General features: G+C 63.0%; 20 protein-coding genes. 13 read left to right on the top strand and 7 right to left on the bottom strand.

Annotated elements, in window-relative coordinates; genetic code table 11:
• Positions 1 to 10 precede the first annotated feature (10 nt).
• The 3 genes from NKI72_RS04640 (at position 11) to amaB (ending at position 3,354) form a co-directional block, all read left to right on the top strand.
• Positions 11 to 385 (top strand): YciI family protein, encoded by a 375-nt coding sequence (locus NKI72_RS04640; protein ID WP_292663532.1) that lies wholly within the window; start codon positions 11 to 13, stop codon positions 383 to 385.
• Entirely contained in the window at positions 382 to 1,656 is a 1,275-nt protein-coding gene (locus tag NKI72_RS04635) for an RNA polymerase sigma factor (RefSeq protein WP_352448164.1), read from the top strand. Before NKI72_RS04640 ends, NKI72_RS04635 begins: the two co-directional genes overlap by 4 nt.
• A gap of 183 nt (positions 1,657 to 1,839) precedes the next feature.
• Positions 1,840 to 3,354, top strand: coding sequence for an L-piperidine-6-carboxylate dehydrogenase (gene amaB / locus NKI72_RS04630; RefSeq protein ID WP_352833888.1), 1,515 nt, complete (start codon positions 1,840 to 1,842; stop codon positions 3,352 to 3,354).
• A gap of 59 nt (positions 3,355 to 3,413) precedes the next feature.
• On the opposite strand, the gene NKI72_RS04625 is transcribed toward amaB, so the two are convergent.
• A complete protein-coding gene (locus tag NKI72_RS04625; protein WP_352833803.1) occupies positions 3,414 to 4,277 on the bottom strand; it encodes a hypothetical protein in 864 nt (287 codons plus the stop codon).
• Positions 4,278 to 4,995: 718 nt separating this feature from the next.
• Here NKI72_RS04625 and NKI72_RS04620 point away from each other — a divergent pair.
• Together NKI72_RS04620 and NKI72_RS04615 are read left to right on the top strand one after the other, a co-directional pair.
• Entirely contained in the window at positions 4,996 to 5,808 is an 813-nt protein-coding gene (locus NKI72_RS04620) for a nucleotidyltransferase family protein (protein WP_352849953.1), read from the top strand.
• Positions 5,801 to 6,553, top strand: a complete 753-nt coding sequence (locus tag NKI72_RS04615) for a metallophosphoesterase family protein (RefSeq protein ID WP_352833808.1) — start codon at positions 5,801 to 5,803, stop codon at positions 6,551 to 6,553. Before NKI72_RS04620 ends, NKI72_RS04615 begins: the two co-directional genes overlap by 8 nt.
• Before the next feature lie 4 nt (positions 6,554 to 6,557).
• On the opposite strand, the gene NKI72_RS04610 is transcribed toward NKI72_RS04615, so the two are convergent.
• From NKI72_RS04610 to NKI72_RS04600, 3 genes are read right to left on the bottom strand one after another with little or no spacing between them, the layout of a single operon-like run.
• Entirely contained in the window at positions 6,558 to 6,725 is a 168-nt protein-coding gene (locus NKI72_RS04610) for a hypothetical protein (protein WP_352448160.1), read from the bottom strand.
• Between the two features lie 60 nt (positions 6,726 to 6,785).
• Entirely contained in the window at positions 6,786 to 8,399 is a 1,614-nt protein-coding gene (locus NKI72_RS04605) for a DHA2 family efflux MFS transporter permease subunit (RefSeq protein WP_352833811.1), read from the bottom strand.
• Positions 8,396 to 9,364 carry an HlyD family secretion protein gene (locus NKI72_RS04600; protein WP_352849952.1) on the bottom strand — a complete coding sequence of 323 codons (969 nt, stop codon included), beginning with the start codon at positions 9,362 to 9,364 and terminating at the stop codon, positions 8,396 to 8,398. Before NKI72_RS04600 ends, NKI72_RS04605 begins: the two co-directional genes overlap by 4 nt.
• A 475-nt stretch (positions 9,365 to 9,839) precedes the next feature.
• On the opposite strand from NKI72_RS04600, the gene NKI72_RS04595 reads away from it, so the two are divergent.
• Entirely contained in the window at positions 9,840 to 10,271 is a 432-nt protein-coding gene (locus NKI72_RS04595) for a hypothetical protein (protein ID WP_023675469.1), read from the top strand.
• Positions 10,272 to 10,558: 287 nt separating this feature from the next.
• Here NKI72_RS04595 and NKI72_RS04590 read toward each other — a convergent pair whose 3' ends face one another.
• From NKI72_RS04590 to NKI72_RS04580, 3 genes are all read right to left on the bottom strand, one after another.
• Entirely contained in the window at positions 10,559 to 11,749 is a 1,191-nt protein-coding gene (locus NKI72_RS04590) for an NADH-quinone oxidoreductase subunit D (RefSeq protein ID WP_352833816.1), read from the bottom strand.
• Positions 11,750 to 11,815: 66 nt separating this feature from the next.
• Positions 11,816 to 12,241 carry a hypothetical protein gene (locus NKI72_RS04585; protein WP_023675471.1) on the bottom strand — a complete coding sequence of 142 codons (426 nt, stop codon included), beginning with the start codon at positions 12,239 to 12,241 and terminating at the stop codon, positions 11,816 to 11,818.
• Between the two features lie 147 nt (positions 12,242 to 12,388).
• Positions 12,389 to 13,063 (bottom strand): DUF2161 domain-containing phosphodiesterase, encoded by a 675-nt coding sequence (locus NKI72_RS04580; protein WP_352454118.1) that lies wholly within the window; start codon positions 13,061 to 13,063, stop codon positions 12,389 to 12,391.
• Positions 13,064 to 13,404: 341 nt separating this feature from the next.
• On the opposite strand from NKI72_RS04580, the gene NKI72_RS04575 reads away from it, so the two are divergent.
• From NKI72_RS04575 to apnL, 7 genes are all read left to right on the top strand, one after another.
• Positions 13,405 to 14,232 carry a phosphogluconate dehydrogenase C-terminal domain-containing protein gene (locus NKI72_RS04575; RefSeq protein WP_352833819.1) on the top strand — a complete coding sequence of 276 codons (828 nt, stop codon included), beginning with the start codon at positions 13,405 to 13,407 and terminating at the stop codon, positions 14,230 to 14,232.
• Positions 14,233 to 14,497: 265 nt separating this feature from the next.
• On the top strand, positions 14,498 to 15,439 hold the full coding sequence (locus NKI72_RS04570) for a D-ribose ABC transporter substrate-binding protein (protein ID WP_352833822.1): 942 nt from the start codon (positions 14,498 to 14,500) through the stop codon (positions 15,437 to 15,439).
• A 113-nt stretch (positions 15,440 to 15,552) separates the two neighbouring features.
• Positions 15,553 to 16,206: a DUF2291 family protein gene (locus NKI72_RS04565; RefSeq protein ID WP_352833825.1), complete on the top strand. Its 654-nt coding sequence runs from the start codon at positions 15,553 to 15,555 to the stop codon at positions 16,204 to 16,206.
• On the top strand, positions 16,203 to 17,747 hold the full coding sequence (locus NKI72_RS04560) for a sugar ABC transporter ATP-binding protein (protein WP_352469590.1): 1,545 nt from the start codon (positions 16,203 to 16,205) through the stop codon (positions 17,745 to 17,747). Before NKI72_RS04565 ends, NKI72_RS04560 begins: the two co-directional genes overlap by 4 nt.
• Positions 17,744 to 18,808: an ABC transporter permease gene (locus NKI72_RS04555; RefSeq protein WP_023675478.1), complete on the top strand. Its 1,065-nt coding sequence runs from the start codon at positions 17,744 to 17,746 to the stop codon at positions 18,806 to 18,808. Before NKI72_RS04560 ends, NKI72_RS04555 begins: the two co-directional genes overlap by 4 nt.
• A 1-nt stretch (position 18,809) precedes the next feature.
• A complete protein-coding gene (locus tag NKI72_RS04550; RefSeq protein WP_352682593.1) occupies positions 18,810 to 19,844 on the top strand; it encodes a Gfo/Idh/MocA family protein in 1,035 nt (344 codons plus the stop codon).
• On the top strand, positions 19,841 to 21,748 hold the full coding sequence (gene apnL, locus NKI72_RS04545) for a D-apionate lactonase (RefSeq protein ID WP_352833828.1): 1,908 nt from the start codon (positions 19,841 to 19,843) through the stop codon (positions 21,746 to 21,748). Before NKI72_RS04550 ends, apnL begins: the two co-directional genes overlap by 4 nt.
• Positions 21,749 to 21,787: the final 39 nt, after the last annotated feature.

Genomic DNA, 21,787 nt, shown 5'->3' with positions numbered 1-21,787 from the left:
AGGACGACCCATGCTCTACGCGATCCTCTGCTATGCTTCCGAAGACGTCGTCTGCTCCTGGAGCAAGGAGCAGGACGACGCCGTCATGGAAAAGCTTATCGGTGTGCAGGAAAAATATGCCCAGGCGGGCCGGCTTGGCCCGGTGGCGCGGCTCTTGCCGACGACCGCGGCGACGACGCTGAGGAAGGTCAAGGGCGAATCGATCGTCATCGACGGCCCGTTTGCCGAAACCAAGGAACAGTTCCTCGGCTTTTACACGCTCGAATGCGCCGACCTCGATGAGGCCGTCGACTTCGCGCGCGAGCTTTCCGAGGTCAACCCGAGCGGCGGCTCCTACGAAATCCGGCCGGTCTCGCTGTTCAATCCCGCCAAGGTTTCCGCATGACCGAACTCGCCTGGATCAGCACGGCAATCAGCACCGCTCGCCCGCAGGCGATGGGGGCATTGCTGCGCTACTTCCGCGACCTCGACGCGGCGGAGGAAGCATTCCAGGACGCCTGCCTGAGGGCACTGAACAACTGGCCGAAAAACGGTCCGCCGCGCGATCCGGCAGCCTGGCTGATCTTCGTCGGCCGCAACAGCGGCATCGATGCGGTGCGCAAGCGCGCCAAGCAGGCGCCGCTGCCGGAGGAGGACCAGATCTCCGATCTGGAGGATGCCGAGAGCGACGTCGCCGAGCGGCTGGACGGGGCGCATTACCGCGACGATATTTTGCGGCTGCTGTTTATCTGCTGCCATCCCGACCTGCCGGCCACACAGCAGATCGCGGTGGCGTTGCGCATCGTCTCCGGCCTGACGGTCAAGCAGATCGCCCGCGCCTTCCTCGTCGGTGAAAGCGCCATGGAGCAGCGTATCACGCGCGCCAAGGCGCGTATCGCCGACGCCGGGGTGCCGTTCGAGACGCCGGGAGCGGTCGAGCGCTCCGAACGGCTCGCCGCCGTCGCCGCCATGGTCTACTTGATCTTCAACGAAGGCTATTCCAGCAACAGCGGCGAGGCTTCGGCGCGTGCGCCGCTTTGCGAAGAGGCGATCCGGCTGGCCCGGCTGCTGCTCAGGCTGTTCCAGACCGAGCCGGAGATCATGGGGCTGACGGCGCTGTTGCTGCTGCAGCATGCACGCTCGCCGGCTCGCTTCGACGAGAACGGCGAGATCGTGCTGCTCGAAGACCAGGACCGCAGCCTGTGGAGCCGCAAGATGATCGATGAAGGCCTGGCGCTGGTTGACAAGGCGTTGCGCCATCGCAAGCCCGGTCCCTACCAGGTGCAAGCGGCGATCGCCGCACTGCATGCGCGGGCGGAAAAGCCCGAGGACACGGACTGGAACGAGATCGACCTGCTCTACGGACTGCTCGAGCAGATGCAGCCGTCGCCGGTGGTGACGCTCAACCGCGCCGTCGCGGTCTCCAAGGTGCGTGGACCGGAAGCCGCACTCGCCATGATCGAGCCGCTGGAGGGAAGGCTTTCCGGCTATTTCCATTTCTTCGGCCTCAAGGGCGGACTGCTGATGCAGCTTGGCCGCGGCGAGGAGGCGCGTGTCGCTTTCGACCGCGCTATCGCGCTCGCCAACACGGCCGCCGAGGCAGCGCATATCCGCATGCATATCGACCGGCTGATGAAAGAAAGCGCCGTGCGGGAAACCGCCAAGACGGCACACTGATTCGCTCTATCTGGCTGGTTCAACAGTCGGACGCCGGCTTGGACCATGCCGGGGTGGCGATTTCTCCCTGAAACGCGTAATGCCACGCCATGACAGCGCCTGGTGTGCCGACCGGCAGGGAGTGGGTATGGCGCAAGGCTTGGACCGACGCCATATGAGCGACGGGATCTGAAAGGGATGAAAATGACGATTGCGAAGGAAACGGCCGGGCTTCTGGCGAAACTGGGCGTTGCCGAGCGCGCGCTTACGGGCGGCGATCTTATCGTGCGCAGCCCGGTGACCGGCGAGCAGATCGCCGCGCTGAAGACCATCTCGCCGGCCGATGCGGCAACGACCATCGACAATGCCCACAAAGCTTTCCTGGCGTGGCGGCAGGTGCCAGCTCCCAAGCGTGGCGAACTGGTGCGGCTGCTCGGCGAGGAATTGCGCACACACAAGGCCGAGCTTGGCCGGTTGGTATCGATCGAAGTCGGCAAGATCCCATCCGAAGGTCTTGGCGAAGTGCAGGAGATGATCGACATCTGCGATTTCGCCGTCGGTCTTTCCCGGCAATTGTACGGCCTGACCATCGCCACCGAGCGTCCCGGCCATCGCATGATGGAGACCTGGCATCCGCTCGGTGTCGTAGGCGTCATCTCGGCCTTCAACTTTCCGGTCGCGGTGTGGTCGTGGAACGCAGCACTTGCGCTGGTCTGCGGCGACGCGGTGGTGTGGAAGCCGTCGGAGAAGACACCGCTGACGGCGCTCGCCTGTGAGGCGATTTTTGCACGCGCGGTAAAGCGTTTCGGTGCTGACGCGCCGCAGGGACTGGCGCCCGTGCTGATCGGCGATCGCGCCGTCGGCGAGATCCTGGTCGATCATCCCAGGGTGCCGCTGGTCTCGGCCACCGGCTCGACGCGCATGGGCAGGGATGTCGGCCCACGGCTGGCGAAGCGCTTTGCCCGTGCCGTGCTGGAGCTCGGCGGCAACAATGCCGGCATCGTCTGCCCGACGGCCGATCTGGACATGGCGCTCCGCGCTATCGCCTTCGGCGCCATGGGCACGGCCGGCCAGCGCTGCACGACGCTCAGGCGCCTGTTCGTGCATGAGAGCGTCTATGACCAGCTCGTTCCGCGCCTGAAGAAGGCTTATGAGAGCGTCTCGGTCGGCAATCCGCTGGAGACAAGCGCTCTGGTTGGCCCGCTGATCGACAAGGCTGCCTACGAGAATATGCAGAAGGCGCTGGAGGAGGCGGCTTCGCATGGCGGTAAGATAACCGGCGGAATGCGGGTCGAGAACGGTCACCCCGACGCCTACTATGTGCGTCCGGCGCTGGTCGAAATGCCGCGGCAGGTTTCGCCCGTGACAGAGGAAACCTTCGCGCCCATCCTCTATGTGATGAAATATTCGGAATTCGACACCGCGCTAGAAGAACACAATGCGGTGGGAGCGGGGCTGTCATCCTCGATCTTTACCCGCGACCTGCAGGAATCCGAGCGCTTTCTTAGCGTCGACGGATCGGACTGCGGTATCGCCAACGTCAATATAGGCACGTCAGGGGCCGAGATCGGCGGTGCCTTCGGTGGCGAGAAGGAAACCGGCGGCGGCCGCGAGAGCGGCTCCGATGCCTGGAAGGCCTATATGCGGCGCGCCACCAATACGGTGAATTATTCCAAGGCGCTGCCGCTTGCGCAGGGCGTGTCGTTCGACATCGATTGAAAAGCCAGCCCTCCGTCGCGGCGGCGCGAAAACCGCCACGACGGCGTTCGGCTCGCGGTTCAGCTGGCTTGCGAAGTTACAACACAGTTGTCGAAGGCTGCATCGATGATGGCGAGCTTGACCGCCTGGGCGGTCATGTATTCCTGATAGAACTCGCTCGACACCCACATGACCGAGTGACCGCGCTGGCCCAACCAGCCGACGCTGCCGAGTTCTTCGGCATCGCCCAATTTGCGTGACAGGTGGGTCCGGGAAAGCTTGAGCCAGTTCGCGAAATCTCCGATTGAGACGACACCGGTCGGGATTCGGCCCAGGTCGGCATGATCGGGGTCGACGCCGGACATCAGCCAATCCATGACGATGCCGCCATTGTCGAGCCAGGTGAATAAGGAAAAGGTCTGTCTCGGCTCCCGCACGGCATGCGACGAAAGCAGGCCGTCGGCCACCAGCGGCTGCAGTTTGGCGAGCATGTCCGGTTGTGCGACGAATGCAGCCAGTCGAAATCCGCTGTCCAGGCTGTCCAGCGTTCTGAGATGAGCCATGACCCAGCCGGCAACCGTCTCCAGAGTGCCCGCGGTCGGCTCAAAGGGGCGGATGCGCCCATATTTGATCGGCAGATGCCGGATGAAGCCGTAATGCAGCATCTCCTTCAGAAAGGCGTCGGCGGTGTTGCGGCTGGCCACCGAATGCCGGCAGATGTCGTCCATGAACCGTGCGGACGTAAGTCCCTTGCGATGATCGTCCGGCTCTCGATTGAAATACAAGGCAAGGCCGATATGGGCCATCAGCCAACGTTGTTGGGTGGCGAATACGGAGGCCAGCCGCGGGTTCGCTTCATAGGTCTGGAGAAGCGTCCGCGACTGAGCCTGGACATGGCGACGCAGCGCCGGATGGCGGGCAATGTCTTCAGAAACCAGCGCCATCCCCGCCGAGCCCAACCAAATTTGCAACTGGAAATACGATCACAATTTCAGCCTTCGCGGGTCGTGTCCAGAGCCGGCGCATCAGGATACGAGCCGAATCCCGCCGGCTGGTAGCTGAATTCCGCCACTTGATCGCCGAGGCTGATCTCGCGAGGCGCTGATCTCCCTGCAGAAGGCTAGCCCGCTCGAACCCGCCAATGATGGCCTCGCCCCGTCCAGCCCGTGCTCCCGCCGATGGCGACGCGGAACCAACACAAGCTTTGCTCGTTGAAGAACGCTGATTTGGACTGAGACTGTGAGGAACTACAAAATGGAGAATGGCCTTTTCGCCACGCCGCCTGCACCGTTACGGAAAACAGAGTCGGTTTGGCTACGGGCGCTCAAATGGCTGTTGCGCCGGGTGCGCAGCGCCTCCGACAGCTCCGGAACCATGTTGAAGCCAATCCTTTCCGGACCTGAGGATGATAGCGGGCCTACTCCGCCTCGACGCGCTTGAGGCTGATTGCACTGCGATCCTGACGCCAAAATAACCGGTCGCATGTCTTTTCATCACTGCCGCGACGGCGACAGCCATGACCGCTTCGAAGGCCTGCGACGGCGATGTGTTCGCCTGATGCAGCGGCGGGAGCGGCAGTGCCGCGTAACGGCGGGAACCATCGGGCGTGCTTGGCTATTAGATACAGGCGGCTGCTGGTCTGCCGGGCCAGGAGCCATAGCTATGATCATTAATCCCCCACCGGAAAGCGCCATCCCGGCATCCGTTCCGTCGGTCGATCCAAAAGCCGCCCCGACGCCTCGCAATGCCGAAGCGGAGGTCTTTTATATCGAGGCGATCCGCGAGCTTGTCACGACCGGCATCCCCTTTCTCGTCGCCGGCACCTATGCCGTAAGCGCCTATACCGGGATCACCCGCCTGACCAAGGATCTCGATATTTTCTGCAAGGCCGGCGACTGCCCGCGCATCCTCGCCCATTTCAAGCGGATCGGTTACGCCGTCGTGGTCGAGGACGACCGGTGGCTCGGCAAAGTGTTCAAGGGCACGCATTTTTTCGACGTCATTTTCGCCTCGATGAACGGCACAATGCCCGTCGACGACCTGTGGCTGGAGCACGCCCGTCAGGGCGAATTGCTGGGCAGCCAGGTGCGGATCATCGGCCCAACCGAGCTTATCTGGTCCAAAAGCTTCATCCAGGACCGCCGCCGCCACGATGGCGCCGACGTCGCGCACACCATCCTCAAGGCGCACGACCAGATCGATTGGCAAAGGCTGCTTTCCTACATGGAAGTCCATTGGGAAGTCTTGCTGATGCATCTCTTGAACTTCCGATGGATCTATCCGACGGAGCGAGACCGTGTGCCGGCGTGGCTGCTCGACGAATTGCTCGACCGGCTGGCCAAACAGCGCGAACTGCCGCCTTCCCGGATGCGGATCTGCCGCGGGCGCATGCTTTCACGAACCGACTATGAGATCGACGTCAAGGAATGGGGCTTTGCCGACGTCGGCGGTGAAGGAGAACATAGCAATGGCTGACGAGCTCGAAACTGCTTCGCCGAAGGCGGAAAACGGCAGCGCACTCAAAGTCGCCGCCATTGGCGATCTGCATGTCGGCAAGGAGGACCAGGCCTCGTACCGCGATCTTTTCGGCGAGATGTCGCGTGCAGCCCAGGTTCTCGTGCTGACGGGCGACCTTACCAATCTCGGCAAGCCTCGGGAGGCCGAAATCCTTGCCGAGGAACTGCGTGCCTGCACGATCCCGGTCGTCGCCGTACTTGGCAACCACGACTATGAGTCAGGCGCCGTCGAGCAGGTCACCGACATTCTGCGCCAGGCGGGCGTTCACCTGCTCGACGGCGAGGCGATAGAGATTCACGAGGTCGGGTTCGTTGGGGTCAAGGGTTTCGTTGGCGGTTTTGGGTCGCGCATGCTCGGCTCCTTCGGCGAACCGGCGATCAAGTCAATGGTGGCGGAAAGCGTGAACGAAGCGATGCGGCTTGAAAACGCAATGCGGCAGGTCCGCGCCAAACGCACGCTTGTCGTTCTGCACTACGCGCCTGTCGTCGAGACGGTCGAAGGCGAGCCGCTGGAGATCTTCCCGTTTCTCGGTTCGTCACGCCTGGCCGAGACAATAGACCGGTTCCAGGTCAGCGCGGTGGTGCATGGCCATGCGCATCGCGGCGCCTACGAGGGCCGCACACCGGGCGGGGCGTCGGTCTATAACGTTGCCATGCATGTGGCCAAGCCGACCGGCCGCCCCTACGCTGTGCTCGAAATCTAATAGGCTAGATGTTGAACGCCCGCTTCGGCGGAATATCGTTTTCATCCGGATTGGGAATGGGGTCCTCGTCGGGGAGCCTGTCGGGGTCCGGCTCACGCACGGGCTTGGGATCGGGGATGGGAGGCGGCGGCACCGGGGTCGGCATTGGCTCGGGTGTGGGAATAGTGGCCATCGTGATCATCTCCTCTTGGCGCAGAACAACGCAATGGGTCAGCTGGTTCCCGCCTTCTGGTCAGCCCATCTCCGGATTCGCCTGTCTGCTGCCCGACTTGCTTGATCGCAGCAGCAGAGCAAGCGGAACGAGCAGGGCGGTTGCCACCGCGCAGTAGCGGAAGACATCGACATAGGCGAGCAGCGTGGCCTGGCGGGCGATCAACTGGCCAAGCCAGCCGATCGCCTGCTGCTTCGCCTCGACCATCGGCGAACCCTGGGCGACGAAATGCTCGGTCGCCTGCCGAAGCGCCTGCTGATAGGCGGGCGACGACTGCACGGTGTTGCCGACCAGATTCGATTGATGGATCTGGGAGCTTTGCGCAATGACGGTGTTGGACAGCGAGACGCCGATGCTGCCGCCGATATTGCGTGCAACGTTGATCAGCGCCGATGCCTGGTTGGTCTTCTGCGGGGGCAGGCCGACATAGGCCGCGGTCGAGATGGGAATGAACAGGAACGGCAGCCCGACCATCAGGAAAACACGGGCAAAGGCAAAGAAGCGGAAGCTGGCGTCCGGGGTGAGCGAGGTCATATGCCAGAGGGCCACTGCGACCACCGACATGCCCATCATGATCAGGTATTTGGGCTGCACGATGCTGCCTACAAATCCGGACACCGGCATCAAGATCAGCATGGCGATGCCGCCCGGCATCATCGAAAGGCCCGAGAGCGTCGCGGTGTAGGCAAATGTCGTCTGCTGCAGCTGCGGCACGATCTGGGTGGTGCTGAACAGGATAGCACCGACCGCCATCATGACCAGGAAGGCCGTGCCGAACTGGCGCGTGAACAATAGACGCATGTCGACGACCGGATCGCTGCGACTGAGCTCCCATGGGATAAGCAGCAGGAACGCGATCGCGGAAATCACTGCGAAAGTGGTGATGAAATCCGAGGCGAACCAATCGTAGCGCTGGCCCCGGTCGAGGAAAATCTCCAGGCACCCCAAGGCCGTCGCCACCAGGACGAACCCGATCCCGTCGATCTTCAGGCCGCCCTTCAGCCGTTCCTTGCGTTCGCGTTCGAGTACGTCCGGTTCGACCAACAGCCATTGCACCAGGGCCAGCGACAGGATGCCGAACGGCACGTTGATGAAGAAGATCCAGTGCCAGGAGAAATGGTCGGTCAGCCAGCCGCCGATCGTCGGCCCGACCGTCGGTGCGACGATGACGGCAATGCCGTAAAGCGCGAAGGCCTGCGAGCGCTTTTCAGGCGGAAAAGTGTCGGCAAGGATCGATTGCTCGCTTGGCGCCATGCCGCCGCCGCCGAGGCCCTGAAGGACCCTGAACAGGATGAGCAGTTCCAGGTTGGGCGCCAGTCCGCACAGCAGCGACGCGACGGTGAAGGTCGCAACGCAGAGCATGTAGTAGCGCTTTCGGCCGATGACGCTTGCCAGCCAGCCGCTGACCGGAATGATCACCGAGTTGGCAACGAGATAGGTGGTAATCACCCAGGTGCTTTCATCCATTCCGGCCGCCAGGCTGCCGGCGATGTTGCGCAGGGCGACATTGGCGATCGAGGTGTCCAGCACCAGCATGAAAGTGGCGATGGAGACGACGACGGCGATGAGCCACGGATTGTGTGTCCCGGCGGCGGATCGGCTTTCGCCCTGATTTCTGGCGGTTTCGCCGTTCATCGCACCTTGACCGTCGGCACCACCGACAGGCCTGGCCCGAGAAGCACATCCGGCGGCTTGTCGAAGACGATCTTGACCGGCACGCGCTGCACCACCTTGACGTAATTGCCGGTGGCATTTTCGGCCGGCAGGAGGCTGAAGGCGGTGCCGCTGCCGGCCTGGATGCTGTCGACGCGGCCATGAAAGGACTTGCCCGGGTAGGCGTCGATGTCGATATCGACCGGCTGTCCCTGCCGCATCAGATCGAGCTGCGTCTCCTTGAAATTGGCCTTCACCCAGACCTCGTCGGGAACGAACATCATCAATACCTGGCCGGGTTGGGCGTAGGTGCCCTTAGCGGCGGAAATGCTCGTTGCGCGCCCGGCTGCGGGTGCTGTGATAGTCGTGCGCGACAGCGTCGTGCGGGCTTGCTCCTGGCTGGCCTTTGCCTGCTCGAGCTGCGCCTCGGCGCTCCTGGCCTGTGCCTGCAAGACCGAAACCTGGCTTTTTGCGGAGGCGACATTGGCCTCGGCGCTGTCCAGCGCGGCCTGGTCCTGACGCAGCGTCGATGCCGCCTGCTGCGCCTGCTGCTGCGTTGCTGTGCCCCTGGCCAGGAGTTCGCGATTGCGTTGATCCTCGGCCTTGGCGAAATCCAGCGCTGCCTTGGCCTGTGCAACCTGCCTCTGGGCAGCGTTTACCTTTGCGTTTTGAGCCTCGATCTGGGCGGCGACATTGACGATTTCGGCCTCGGCCGCGGTGACGCCGGCGTCGGCCTGCTTCAGGTTTGCCTGATAGTCGCTGTCGTCGATACGCAGGAGGACATCGCCCGCCTGTACATCCTGATTGTCGGTAACCGCCAGCTCGGTAAGGCGGCCGGCTATTTGCGCACCGATCGTCACTGTGCGCGCATCTATGAAGGCGTCGTCGGTCGATTCGTACTGGCGAGCGTTCAGCCACCAGATCGCGATGCCTGCCGCGACGAGCAACAGCGCAAGCGCGATGGCTGCGGCCGCATAGGGATGGCGCCTGGGAAAGCCGAGCAGACCGGCCTTTCGTTGCGAGGCATTCCCGTCGGGTTTTTCCTGCCGGGGCTCTGCCGATCGCTCACGAGATTCTCGAACCGGGGCCGGTTGCTCCCGGGTTTCATTTACAGGCTCGACGTCTTGCTCGACGCGTTGAGGCTTCGTGTCCAACGGAATTGCTTTCAAGACTGATATTGCAGCCGCCGAAGCGGACGCAAAGCCAAACGGCAAGCTTCCGCAAAAGTTCCTGTCCGGAAACGGGTTCGGTTAACGGGTCGACATCGAACACAGGCGGGGGCGCGTCGGAATTCGAGCGCCGCTTCACCGGGCAGGTGATCTGTACGCCTCATGTTGCGGCGGTCCGGCCTTGTCAGCGCTCCGTGGCGCGATAATTGCTCATGTAGGCGTGGGCGAATTCACCTGTCGACAGGAGCCGACCATGAAACATCAAACACTCGACCAACTGCAGGCCGTCGCGGAAGTTGAGTCCTTCGCGGCGTATCCGGCGATGACTCGAACCCAGCGGATTGAACGTTGGGCGGAACTTCTCGAACAAAATCCGACGCGATGCCTTGGGGCGCTTCCAGGCACCGAATATATGAACAGGGAAGCGCGTGACAGATCGCGTGGCGCTGGGACGCCGCTCACTGTCGCCTTCGAGGATCCGGTTCTGCGTGCCATGGGCCTCAGCGATGATACCTATGGTGAGGCAAAGCGCTTCTTCGAACTGAGCGACCGGCAGTTGCACCAAATCGTCTGCCATTGCCATGTCGGCGCTACGATGCAAGCGAGATGGGCCGCTGCCAGGGTGCGCGGGATAGTTCGCGGCAACAGATTTGTTGCCTGGATGAAGGGCTTGATCGTGCATTGAGGCGGTACGGGGAACGGCGGAACACGCGTTCTTTCCGCGTCGTGGAGAGCGCTTCCGAACTTGGAGGGGCTCGTGCGCCGTCGGGCCGCGCAGATTGTGAAACTCCTCGACGCTTGGCTGCGCCTTGTCGCGGCCATGCGTCCGTCTTTGATGTGAGAATTTGAGCTGGCCCGCCGCAGGTGAGGGCCTTCGTCTGGCCGGCGGCCGAGCGCCGTCCAGGCCTGCCTGCGCGGCTACTAACGACACAAATGATTCTGCGATCGGGGAAGATCCTGCGACCTGGCTAACTAGCGATCGATTTCTCCGAACACGATGTCGAGCGAGCCGATGATCGCGGCAACATCGGCGATCATATGGCCTCGGGACAGGAAATCCATCGCCTGCAGGTGGGCGAAGGAAGGTGCGCGGATCTTGCATCGGTAGGGAACGTTGCCCCCGTCCGACACGAGGTAGACGCCGAATTCACCCTTCGGCGCCTCGACGGCGGCATAGACTTCACCGCTCGGCACGCGAATGCCTTCGGTATAAAGTTTGAAGTGGTGGATCGTCGCTTCCATCGAGCGCTTCATCGTGGCACGCGGCGGCGGCGTGATCTTGTGGTTCGGAATCGCGACCGGTCCCTGGCCTTCGGGTGAGCGCAACTTTTCCAGGCATTGCCGCATGATCCGGACCGACTGGCGCATTTCCTCCATGCGTACGAGATAGCGGTCGTAGCAGTCGCCATGCTTGCCGACCGGAATATCGAAATCCATCTCCGAATAGCATTCGTATGGCTGCGCCTTGCGCAGGTCCCAGGACGCGCCCGATCCGCGTACCATCACCCCGGAAAAGCCCCAGGCCCAGGCATCATCGAGGCCGATCACCCCGACATCGACATTGCGCTGCTTGAAGATGCGGTTCTCGGTCAACAGCTCTTCGAGATTGTGGCAGACCTTGAGGAACGGATCGCAGAACTTCCAGATGTCGTCGAGGAGTTCCGGCGGCAGATCCTGATGCACGCCGCCGACCCTGAAATAATTCGCGTGCATGCGGGCGCCGGACGCGCGCTCATAAAAGACCATCAGCTTCTCGCGCTCGGCGAAACCCCAGAGCGGCGGCGTCAACGCGCCGATGTCCATGGCTTGCGTGGTGACGTTGAGGAGGTGCGATAACAGCCGGCCTATTTCGCAGAAAAGCACGCGGATGAGCTGTCCGCGTTTCGGCACCGATATTTCGAGGAGCTTCTCGGCGGCGAGACAGAATGCATGCTCCTGGTTCATCGGCGCGACGTAGTCGAGCCGGTCGAAATAGGGCAAGGCCTGCAGGTAGTTCTTGTACTCGATGAGCTTTTCGGTGCCGCGATGCAGCAGGCCGATGTGGGGATCGGCGCGTTCCACGATCTCGCCGTCGAGTTCGAGCACCAGCCGCAGGACGCCGTGAGCGGAGGGATGTTGTGGCCCGAAATTGATGGTGAAGTTGCGAACTGCAGCCTCGGCCATGACAGTCCTCCGCGATCGGGCGGCCTTCGTTTCCGTGCCGGAGCCGGCTTGTCCGCTTTCAGCCGCTCACGTCGTCGTCTGGATGATCAGCGTCAGCGTGCCGTCGCCGTCGATATTGGCCGCCACGACCTGCGTGGAATTAAGCCCGTTCGCCGCCAGCGCCGATGCCGCCTGCGGCGATGCGTCGATCGAACTTTGCAGGATGCGCAAATCCTCGGCGCTGGTCTGGGTGACGACGGCCTCCGCCTGTGCCTTGATGTCAGGAGGCAGATCCTCCATCGCCACGATTGTCACTGCGGTGAAATTCTGGGCGGAGAAGGCTTGGTCAGGTGTAGTCTGGTCGGGAGTGGTCCCTTCGGGCGTGGCTTGCTCTGGCAGGGTTTGCGGGGCCGTCGGCGGGACAGGGGCAAGCTCTGGTCCCACGGATTGCGCATAGACCGGCGAGGCAAGGGCCAGTGCCGAAAGTGTGGCAATTGTCGTCGATAGGCGCATAGCCGTTCCTTCCGTTTGCTCAGCGGACGATCAATTCGGTGACGACAAAACCATCGTGTCGAAATATGGTTCCGTGACCGAGGTGATGTCTTGCCGAAAGCCGTGATTGGCGCGGAAAGCAGGGCGCGAAATCCGGCGTTGCCTGTCTCAGGCAGCGGTGTGGCTGCGATCGGGCTGCGGCCAGCGCTGCAACGCCTCACGGCCCTGAGCGGTCAGTTCATAGATCCCGCGATCGGTGCGCGCGAACCAGCGATACACATTGTGCAGCAGGATCTTAGGCGCGTTCGGCAGGTTGGGCTTCAAGTCACGCGGCCGCTTTGGGCCGTCGGCGAGGGCTGCGGCGCATGCCAGCGCCTGCTGGCGATAAGCGGTCATGATCGGCGCACGCGAGCCGCCGCCGGCGACAGGATCGCCCTGCCGACGCCGATGTTCATCGATCAGCTTCGAGCGGCGCCGGGGATCGCGACGCGGAGCCAATGCCGTCGGGCTGAGCAGCACCTGAACCTCGCCGTTCGGTCGCACGCCAAGCAGGCCAAAGCCGAGCCGACGGCAGAGATTGCGGTATCTCACATCGCTCTCACGGCCCTTGCCACGGGCCGACATGCATGCCGCTAGCCAGACCTCGTCGCTCGCCGCCATACGGTCGACGCCCTGGAGCACCAGTTCGAGGTTGAACTTCAGCTTCAGCTCGCAGATGACGACGATCGGCGGAGAGTCGGCACTCAGCGCCAGCAGATCGCAGCCGCCGATCTCGCCCTTGACCATGAAACCCAGGCCTTCCAGGAAGGCCTTGACCGGGCTGTAGAGTGACGTTTCGAGCATGGGCCTTTGTCGGCTGCGAATCATCCCGCCGATCGGCGGTTCAGCGCGATGATCGCTCCTTGCCGTTGAACAGGAGGTAAACGACGGCCAAACAAGTGGTCAGAGCCGTGCCATGGCCGCTTGCCAATTTGGTATGCTGGTATAATGTGTACCTGAGGTAGCATGCTCCGCGTAGCTGCGCTGTGCTGGACATCCGGGCGCCCGAGACATCGTCCATGGCATCGTCATTTGAGCGGCGGCTCCCCTGCGTTCTCTAATCCGCCAACCGGCGGCAATGTGCATACAAGTCAATGGGATGACGATCGGCAGGGCCATCGTTGGAATTCAGGAGTAACGGACACATGACAACGATTGCGCTGTTTGGTGCGGGCGGCAAAATGGGTTACCGTCTGTCGACCAATTTTCGCGGATCTCCCTATACGATACGCCATGTCGAGGTCAGCGACGCCGGCCGCGAGCGGCTTAAGTCGGGCCTCGGCATCGATGCCGTCAGCGCCGATGAGGCGCTTGATGGCGCCGATGTGGTGATCCTGGCGGTGCCGGACACGCATATCGGCAAGGTCGCGGCGAACATCGAGAGCAAGCTTGCATCAGGCACGATGGTCGTCGTGCTCGACGCCGCGGCACCTTTCGCCGGGCATTTGCCGAAGCGGTCGGACCTGACGTATTTCGTCACTCACCCGTGCCATCCGCCGATCTTCAACGATGAGACCGACATGGCGGCGAAGAAGGACTATTTCGGCGGCGTCAAGGCCAAGCAACACATGGTCAGCGCCTTGATGCAGGGACCGGAGGAGGATTTCGCCAAGGGTGAGGCGATCGCCAAGATCATCTGGGCCCCGGTCATGCGCTCGCATCGCGTCACCGTCGATCAGATGGCGCTGCTCGAGCCCGGCCTTTCGGAAACGGTATGCGCCTCGCTGCTCGTCGTCATGAAGGAGGCCGTTGACGAGGTGGTGGCGCGCGGGGTCGACAAGCAGGCGGCGCTCGACTTCCTGCTTGGTCATATGAACGTGCTTGGCGCCGTCATCTTCGGCGAGACCAAAGGCGTGTTCTCCGACGCCTGCAACAAGGCGATAGAGTTCGGCAAGCCGGTGCTGATGCGCGACGACTGGAAGCGGGTGTTCGAGCCGGAGGAGATTGCCGCGAGCATTCAGCGCATCACTTGAGGGCAGCAACGCGTTCTCCGGAACATGTCACCTGAAATTGTCATTGACTCATTATACCAGTTGGCTTAGCTGTTCGATGGATCGGACCGTCAAGCTTCGCAGCAGGATCAGGCGCTGGATGAGTGGAGGATAGGGGGAGCGATCCGTCGAGGTGAAGCCGGCCAAGGGCTTGTGAATCTGACGCGACCCGCCGCCTACGACCGGCTAACGAAATCGAATGCATATAGCCTTGGGATAAGGCACGGATTTTCAACGGGAGGAATACATGAAACTGACACGCAGAATGACGCTTGCGGCTTTTGCCGGCATGCTGGCGCTTGGCACCGCCGCACCCGCCTATGCGGCGGATTTGATCGCCATCATCACGCCCTCGCATGACAATCCGTTCTTCAAGGCGGAAGCTGTCGGCGCGGAGGCGAAGGCCAAGGAACTCGGGTACGAGGCGTTGGTGCTCGTCCATGACGACGACGCCAACAAGCAGTCCGAATTGATCGACACGGCGATTGGCCGCGGCGCCAAGGCGATCATCCTCGACAATGCCGGCGCCGACGCCACCGTCGCCGCGGTGCAGAAGGCCAAGGACGCAGGCGTTCCTTCCTTCCTGATCGATCGCGAGATCAATGCCGCCGGCGTTGCCGTCGCGCAGATCGTCTCCAACAATTATCAGGGCGCCCAGCTCGGCGCGCAGGAATTCGTCAAGCTGATGGGCGAGAAGGGTAATTTCGTCGAGCTCGTCGGCAAGGAATCCGACACCAATGCCGGCATCCGCTCCAAGGGTTACCACGACGTCATCGACGACTATCCGGACCTGAAGATGGTGGCGCAGCAGTCGGCCAATTGGAGCCAGACCGAGGCCTATTCAAAGATGGAATCGATCCTCCAGGCCAATCCCGATATCAAGGGCGTGATCTCCGGCAACGACACGATGGCGATGGGCGCTCATGCGGCACTTGCCGCTGCCGGCCGCAAGGACGTCATCGTCGTCGGCTTCGACGGGTCGAACGACGTGCGCGACTCGATCACCTCCGGTGGCATCAAGGCGACAGTCCTGCAGCCGGCCTTCGCGCAGGCGCAGATGGCGGTCGAGCAGGCCAACGACTTCATCAAGAACAAGAAGTCCCCGGCTGAGGAAAAGCAGCTGATGGACTGCGTCCTGGTCAATGGCGACAATGCCGCCAAGCTGGAGACGTTCGCGCTCACCAACTGAGCCGGCGTAACATCAAGCAGCAAGGGACGAGCCTCCGGTTCGTCCCTTGCTTCCATTTCGCCCTTGCCTCCATTTCTCTGGGTGCTCCTGACCGCCATGCCGAACGAGCCGACATGTTCAACACGCTGACCCGGCCGATCTTTGTCGCGTTGTTCCTCGCAGCAATAGGCAGCCTGACCGCCTGCAAGATCCTGCCGACGCCGTCGGCGGAAAACGGCGGCACTGGCTCCGCATTCGATCCCGACAAGATGGTCGAGGACATCTGGGCGGCGAAAGTCATACCCTATCTGCAGCAGAAGGCCGGGCCGTTTGCCGAGGTTCACACCTTGGCCAAGACCGATCCCGCCGCTGCCGGCGCCAAATACGGCAACCCGAAGAAGCAGGCGAATTCGCCATGGACCTTCGCCGTTCGGCTCGAGGGCAAGGTCGTGGCAGCCAACACACAGTCACGCGCGGCGACGATGGACGTCGATGCCGACGGCGACGGCAAGGCGGACGCGCGGGTGCAGATCGGACCCGCAATGCGCGGAACCGCGCTGCGCGACAGCCTCGACTTCATCCAGTTCAACGATTTCACCAACCAGATCGACTTCGCCCAGTTCGGCAAGGCTTTCAACGCCTATGCCGACAAGACCGTGCTTTCCAAGCTGCCGCGCGAGGCACTCGAGGGCCGCAGCGTCGAGGTACTTGGCGCCTATACGCCGGGCAGTGGCCAGGACCTGCCGCTGGTGACGCCGGCGGAGGCAAAGATCGGGCCGAAGTCATGAGCGGCGATCAAGATGTCATCCTGAAGCTGGAGGACGTCTCGAAAGTCTATTCCGGCACCGTCGCGGTCAAGCGGGCGAATTTCGAGGTGCGCAAAGGCGCGGTCAACGTGCTGGTCGGCGAAAACGGAGCCGGCAAATCGACGCTGATGAAGATCATCGCCGGCGTCGAGCAACCGACGCTCGGGCGCATCCTGCTGGACGGCGAGGAGGTTTCATTCTCGTCTTCCGGGGATGCCGTGAGCCGCGGCATCGGCATGGTTTTCCAGGAGCTGAATCTGTTCGGCAATCTGACTGTCGCCGAAAATATTTTCGCCACCCGCGAGATCACCAACCGCTTCCGCAAGATCGACCGCAAGGAGCAGGAGCGCCGCGCGGCGGAGTTCCTTGAACGCCTGGAAGCCGGCATCCGGCCCGACATGCTGGTCGAGGATCTGCGCATCGGCCAGCAGCAGCTGGTCGAGATCGCCAAGGCGGTTTCGCTCGATGCGCGCATCCTGATCATGGATGAACCGACCTCGGCGCTCAGCGCGGCGGAAGTCGAGATCCTGTTCAAGGTGATTGCCGACCTCAAGGCACGCGGCGTGGCAATCGTCTACATCTCGCACCGGCTCGAGGAACTGATCCGCATCGGCGACACCATCACGGTGCTGCGCGACGGCCGCATCACCGGCCAGGCGGAGATGAAAGACGTCGACACCCAGTGGATCGTGCGGCAGATGATCGGCTCGGACGCCAAGGACTTCGCCAAGGCCGACGGCCATGTGCCGGGCGAGGAAATATTCCGCGCCGAGGATATCTGCCTGCCGCGCGTCACCGGCGGGCTTGCGGTCGACCACGTCTCGCTGTCGCTGCGCGCCGGCGAAATCCTCGGCATCTATGGCCTGATGGGCGCCGGACGCAGCGAGCTGTTCGATTGCATCATGGGCCGCCACGGCCATTCGACGGGCACGATATTCATTGCCGGCAAAAAAGTGCACGAGCGCGACACGACGCGGCGCATCCGGCGCGGCCTGGCGCTGATCCCCGAAGACCGCCAGCGCGAAGGGCTGGTGTCGATCCTCTCCGTCGCCAGCAATCTGACGCTGGCCAGCCTGTCGCGGTTCGTGCGCCTGTTCCACATTCGCGGTGCCGCCGAAAGACAGGCGGTGGCCCGGACGGTGCGCGAACTGGCGATCAAGGTCGCCGATCCGGCGCAGGAAGTCTCGTCCCTGTCAGGCGGCAACCAGCAGAAGGTGGTGATCGGCAAGGCGCTGCTCACCGGGCCGAAGGTGCTGTTGATGGACGAGCCCAGCCGCGGCATCGACGTCGGCGCCAAGGCCGACGTGTTCCGCACCATGCGCAAGCTGTCGCGCGACGGCCTAGGGATTCTGTTTGCCACCTCCGATCTCGACGAAGTGATGGCGTTGTCCGACCGCATCGCGGTGATGAGCAATGGAAAACTGACCGGCATGTTCGACCGCGCCGAGGCGACGGAGGCCGCACTCGTCGCTGCCTCCGCCTTCGGCCACGGACCGGTCCCGCACGGAGAGCAAGACGCATGACTGACATCCCAGCCAAGGCGGCGGTCAACTCCATGTCGGGCGGCTCGGTCCTGCTGACGCTGATGAAGGCGAGGACGTTCATCGCGCTGATCGCCGTGCTGTTATTCTTCTCGATAGCCGCCCCCAATTTCCTATCGGCCGCCAATCTTATCCTGATGTCGAAGCATGTGGCGCTGAACGCATTCCTCGCAATGGGCATGACCTTCGTCATCATCACCGGCGGCATCGACCTGTCGGTCGGCTCGATCGTCGGCCTGTGCGGCATGGTGGCCGGCTATCTCGTGCTCAACGGCATCGACCTGCAGGTCGGCTATACCATCTATTTCAACGTCTTCGAGATCGCGCTGATCACGCTTGCCGTCGGCATATTGATCGGCGCCGTCAACGGCTTGCTGATCACCAGGCTCAACGTTGCGCCGTTCATCGCCACGCTCGGCGTGCTCTATGTCGCGCGCGGCCTGGCGCTGCTGTCGTCCGACGGGCGCACCTTCCCCAATCTCGTCGGCAAGCCGGAGCTCGGCACTACCGGATTCGGCTTTCTCGGCGCCGGCCGGTTGCTCGGCCTGCCGGTCGCGCTCTGGATTTTGCTCGTCGTTGCGCTAGGGGCGGCCTATCTCGCCAAATACACCCCGCTCGGCCGCCACATCTTCGCGGTTGGTGGCAATGAACGGGCGGCGCGGATTTCGGGCGTCCGCGTCAATATGGTGAAGATGTTCGTCTACATGTTCTCCGGCTTCTGCGCGGCGATCGTCGGGCTGATCATCTCGTCCGAACTAATGGCCTCGCATCCGGCGACCGGAGAGAGCTTCGAGCTCAACGCCATTGCCGCGGCGGTGCTCGGCGGCACCTCGATGTCGGGCGGTCGCGGCACGATCGGCGGCACCATTGTCGGCGCCTTCGTAATCGGCATCCTTTCGGACGGGCTGGTGATGATGGGAGTGAGTTCGTTCTGGCAGATGGTGATCAAGGGCCTCGTCATCATCGTCGCCGTCGTCGTCGACCAGGCACAGCGCCGGCTGCAGAGCCGTGTCACGCTGATGCAGATGGCAAAGGCCGGCTGACATGGCGGAACTGCGTGGAGCGCTGATCGGCTGCGGCTTCTTTGCCATCAACCAGATGCATGCCTGGCGCGACATAGAGGGCGCCTCGATCACCGCCATCTGCGACCGCGATCCGGACCGGCTACGGATCATTGGCGACCAGTTCGGGGTCGCACGGCGCTATACCGACGCGGCGGCGCTGTTTGCCGGCGAAAGGCTGGATTTCGTCGACATCGCCACCACCGCACCAAGCCACAGAATGCTCGTGGAGATGGCGGCGCAGCACGGCGTTTCGGCAATCTGCCAAAAACCGTTTGCGCCGACGCTTGCCGACGCCAAGGCGATGGTAAAGGCCTGTGCTGACGCCGGCGTGCCGCTGATGGTGCATGAGAATTTTCGCTGGCAGTCTCCGATCCAGGCGGTGCGTACCGTGCTCGACAGCGGCGAAATCGGCACCCCCTTTTTCGGACGGATCTCGTTCCGCTCTGCCTATGACGTGTTTTCCGGCCAGCCTTATCTGGCGACGGGAAAGCGCTTCATCATCGAGGATCTGGGTATCCACATCCTCGATATCGCCCGCTTCCTGCTGGGCGACGTCTCGACCGTCACTGCGCGAACGGCGCGCATCAATCCCGGCATTGCCGGCGAGGACGTTGCGACGATGCTGATGGACCACACGGGCGGCGCCACTTCCGTGGTCGACTGCAGCTACGCGAGCAAGCTCGCTACCGAGCCGTTTCCGGAGACGCTGATCGAGATCGACGGCAGCGACGGCACGATCCGGCTGGCGCAGGGCTACCGGCTCACCGTCACCGGCAGGAGCGGGACAGCTGTGAGCGACGTCTCGCCACCGCTGCTGGCCTGGGCATCACGGCCGTGGCACAACATCCAGGAAAGCGTCGTCGCCATTCAAAAGCATTGGGTCGACTGCCTGACCAAGGGAACCGAGCCCGCGACCTCGGGCGCGGACAACCTCAAGACATTAGCGCTGGTCGAGGCTGCGTACGCTGGCGCCGCAAGCCGGGAGCCGGTGCAACTCGACGCCTTGCTGAAATGACAGCCGACGCCTTCCTCCTCTACGGCACACGTGCCGTTGAAGCCGAACCGGTCAGGCTGCGCGCCGGCGCGCTGACGGCGGACTTCGTCAACGGCAATCTGCGCACCATCCGGCATGGCGGCACCGAGGTTCTGCGCGCCGTCGCCTTCATCGTCAGGGATCGCGACTGGGGCACCTACGAGCCGGCGCTCACCGATTTAATCATCGACCAGGGCGATGACGCTTTCTTCGTCAGCTATTCGGCAGGTTGCTTCGGACCAGAGGGAAGCCGGCTCGACTTCCGTGCGACCATCAAGGGCTCGGCCGATGGCCAGCTGATCTTCGACGTGAGCGCTCTTCCCGACAACGATTTCGAGACCAATCGCTGCGGCTTCTGCATCCTGCATCCAATTGCCGGGCTGGCCGGCAGCCCGGTCACGGTCGAGCATACCGATGGCAGCGTTGTCGCGACGCGGCTTCCAGAGCTGATCGATCCCTGGCAGCCTTTCAAGGATCTGCGGGCGATCACCCATGAGGTCCGGCCGGGCGTCACCGCCGAATGCCGGATGCAAGGCGACATTTTCGAGATGGAGGACCAGCGCAACTGGTCGGATGCCTCCTACAAGACCTATGTCCGGCCGCTCGCGCTGCCATGGCCCTATGTGCTGCCTGCCGGCAAGACCTTCAGCCAGACCACTAGTTTGCGGATAGAGGGTCGCGGGAAAGTGCCGACCGCTGCGGCAATCGCGGACCCAGTTCGCGTCACGCTCGGCCAAGCCGGACCGGCGCTGCCGGATGTTGGCGTGATCATCTACCCGGATGAGGTCGAGGCGGCGCTGGGCAAGCTACCGATGCTGTGCGAGCTTGGTCCGCAGCAATTGATGTTCCACTACGACCCGACGCGTGGCCATGGGCTCGACGCCTTGCGATCCTACGCCCGGCTCGCCGCCGCCTATCCGGTCCGGACAACGCTCGAATGTGTCATTGCCGGCGACGGCGATCTCGACGCCGAGCTTTCAGGCGTCGCCGACAGGGTGCGCCAGGCCGGGCTCAAGCTTTCGGCCATTGCCGTCTCGCCCTCAGTCGACCGGCAGTCGACGCCGCCGGGCAGCGCATGGCCGCAATGCCCGCCGCTCGAAGACGTCTACGCCGCGACGCGGCGCGCCTTTCCCGACAGCCGCCTCGGCGGCGGCATGTTCAGCTATTTCACCGAACTCAATCGCAAGCGTGTGCCGGCCGACCCGCTCGATTTCGTCACGCATTGCACCTGCCCGATCGTGCACGCCGCCGACGATCTCAGCGTCATGCAATCGCTGGAGGCGTTACCTTTCATCACGGCGTCAGTACGAACGATCTTCGGAACAATACCTTATCGGATCGGGCCGTCGACCATTGCCATGCGCCAGAACCCTTATGGCGGCGCGACCAAGGCTAATCCCGACGGTCAGCGCATTGCCATGGCCAACCGCGACCCTCGCCATGCCGGGCTGTTCGGGGCCGCATGGACGATCGGCTATGCCGCGCGCGTTGCGCCGGCCGGGCTTGAAATGCTGACGCTCTGCAGCTTCACCGGACCATTCGGCGTGCTGGCCTCGTCGGGCGAACCTGTCAAAGAAGGTACACCCCGGCCGATTTTCCACGCGGTGAAAGGACTTTGCGATCTGGCCGGCTATGCGCATGTGGCGGCGACAACGATCGATGAGACGCGGGTGCTGGCACTGGCCGGCCACTCCCAGACAGGCAAGATCATCGTCTGGCTGGCGAACCTTACTCCGGACGACCTTCCAGTCGATGTTTCCGGGCTCGGTTCCGATCAGGGTTTTCTGAATATCTGGGATGGACGAACGTCACGCCAGATTCAGCGCGACGCGTCGGGCCGAGACCGTCTTGTCATGACGCCCTACGCAATCGTCCGGATTGGCTGAAGTTACGCCGGGGTTCATGAATCGCCGCAGTTCCGCAGC

This window comes from Mesorhizobium sp. M0437, assembly GCF_040321335.1.
In the GTDB taxonomy this organism is placed as follows: domain Bacteria; phylum Pseudomonadota; class Alphaproteobacteria; order Rhizobiales; family Rhizobiaceae; genus Mesorhizobium.
Note: the sequence above shows the minus strand (reverse complement) of the source record. Positions and strands in the feature narration are given on the sequence as shown.

Bases quoted from the DNA above. Each gene is read 5' to 3' on its own strand.
- NKI72_RS04625 (WP_352833803.1), bottom strand. From the start codon at position 4,277: ATGGCGCTGGTTTCTGAAGACATTGCCCGCCATCCGGCGCTGCGTCGC.
- NKI72_RS04585 (WP_023675471.1), bottom strand. From the start codon at position 12,241: ATGCGCCTATCGACGACAATTGCCACACTTTCGGCACTGGCCCTTGCC.
- NKI72_RS04615 (WP_352833808.1), top strand. From the start codon at position 5,801: ATGGCTGACGAGCTCGAAACTGCTTCGCCGAAGGCGGAAAACGGCAGC.
- NKI72_RS04570 (WP_352833822.1), top strand. From the start codon at position 14,498: ATGAAACTGACACGCAGAATGACGCTTGCGGCTTTTGCCGGCATGCTG.
- NKI72_RS04610 (WP_352448160.1), bottom strand. From the start codon at position 6,725: ATGGCCACTATTCCCACACCCGAGCCAATGCCGACCCCGGTGCCGCCG.
- NKI72_RS04560 (WP_352469590.1), top strand. From the start codon at position 16,203: ATGAGCGGCGATCAAGATGTCATCCTGAAGCTGGAGGACGTCTCGAAA.
- NKI72_RS04635 (WP_352448164.1), top strand. From the start codon at position 382: ATGACCGAACTCGCCTGGATCAGCACGGCAATCAGCACCGCTCGCCCG.
- NKI72_RS04620 (WP_352849953.1), top strand. From the start codon at position 4,996: ATGATCATTAATCCCCCACCGGAAAGCGCCATCCCGGCATCCGTTCCG.
- NKI72_RS04580 (WP_352454118.1), bottom strand. From the start codon at position 13,063: ATGCTCGAAACGTCACTCTACAGCCCGGTCAAGGCCTTCCTGGAAGGC.
- NKI72_RS04590 (WP_352833816.1), bottom strand. From the start codon at position 11,749: ATGGCCGAGGCTGCAGTTCGCAACTTCACCATCAATTTCGGGCCACAA.
- NKI72_RS04595 (WP_023675469.1), top strand. From the start codon at position 9,840: ATGAAACATCAAACACTCGACCAACTGCAGGCCGTCGCGGAAGTTGAG.
- NKI72_RS04605 (WP_352833811.1), bottom strand. From the start codon at position 8,399: ATGAACGGCGAAACCGCCAGAAATCAGGGCGAAAGCCGATCCGCCGCC.
- NKI72_RS04565 (WP_352833825.1), top strand. From the start codon at position 15,553: ATGTTCAACACGCTGACCCGGCCGATCTTTGTCGCGTTGTTCCTCGCA.
- NKI72_RS04550 (WP_352682593.1), top strand. From the start codon at position 18,810: ATGGCGGAACTGCGTGGAGCGCTGATCGGCTGCGGCTTCTTTGCCATC.
- apnL (WP_352833828.1), top strand. From the start codon at position 19,841: ATGACAGCCGACGCCTTCCTCCTCTACGGCACACGTGCCGTTGAAGCC.
- amaB (WP_352833888.1), top strand. From the start codon at position 1,840: ATGACGATTGCGAAGGAAACGGCCGGGCTTCTGGCGAAACTGGGCGTT.
- NKI72_RS04555 (WP_023675478.1), top strand. From the start codon at position 17,744: ATGACTGACATCCCAGCCAAGGCGGCGGTCAACTCCATGTCGGGCGGC.
- NKI72_RS04575 (WP_352833819.1), top strand. From the start codon at position 13,405: ATGACAACGATTGCGCTGTTTGGTGCGGGCGGCAAAATGGGTTACCGT.
- NKI72_RS04640 (WP_292663532.1), top strand. From the start codon at position 11: ATGCTCTACGCGATCCTCTGCTATGCTTCCGAAGACGTCGTCTGCTCC.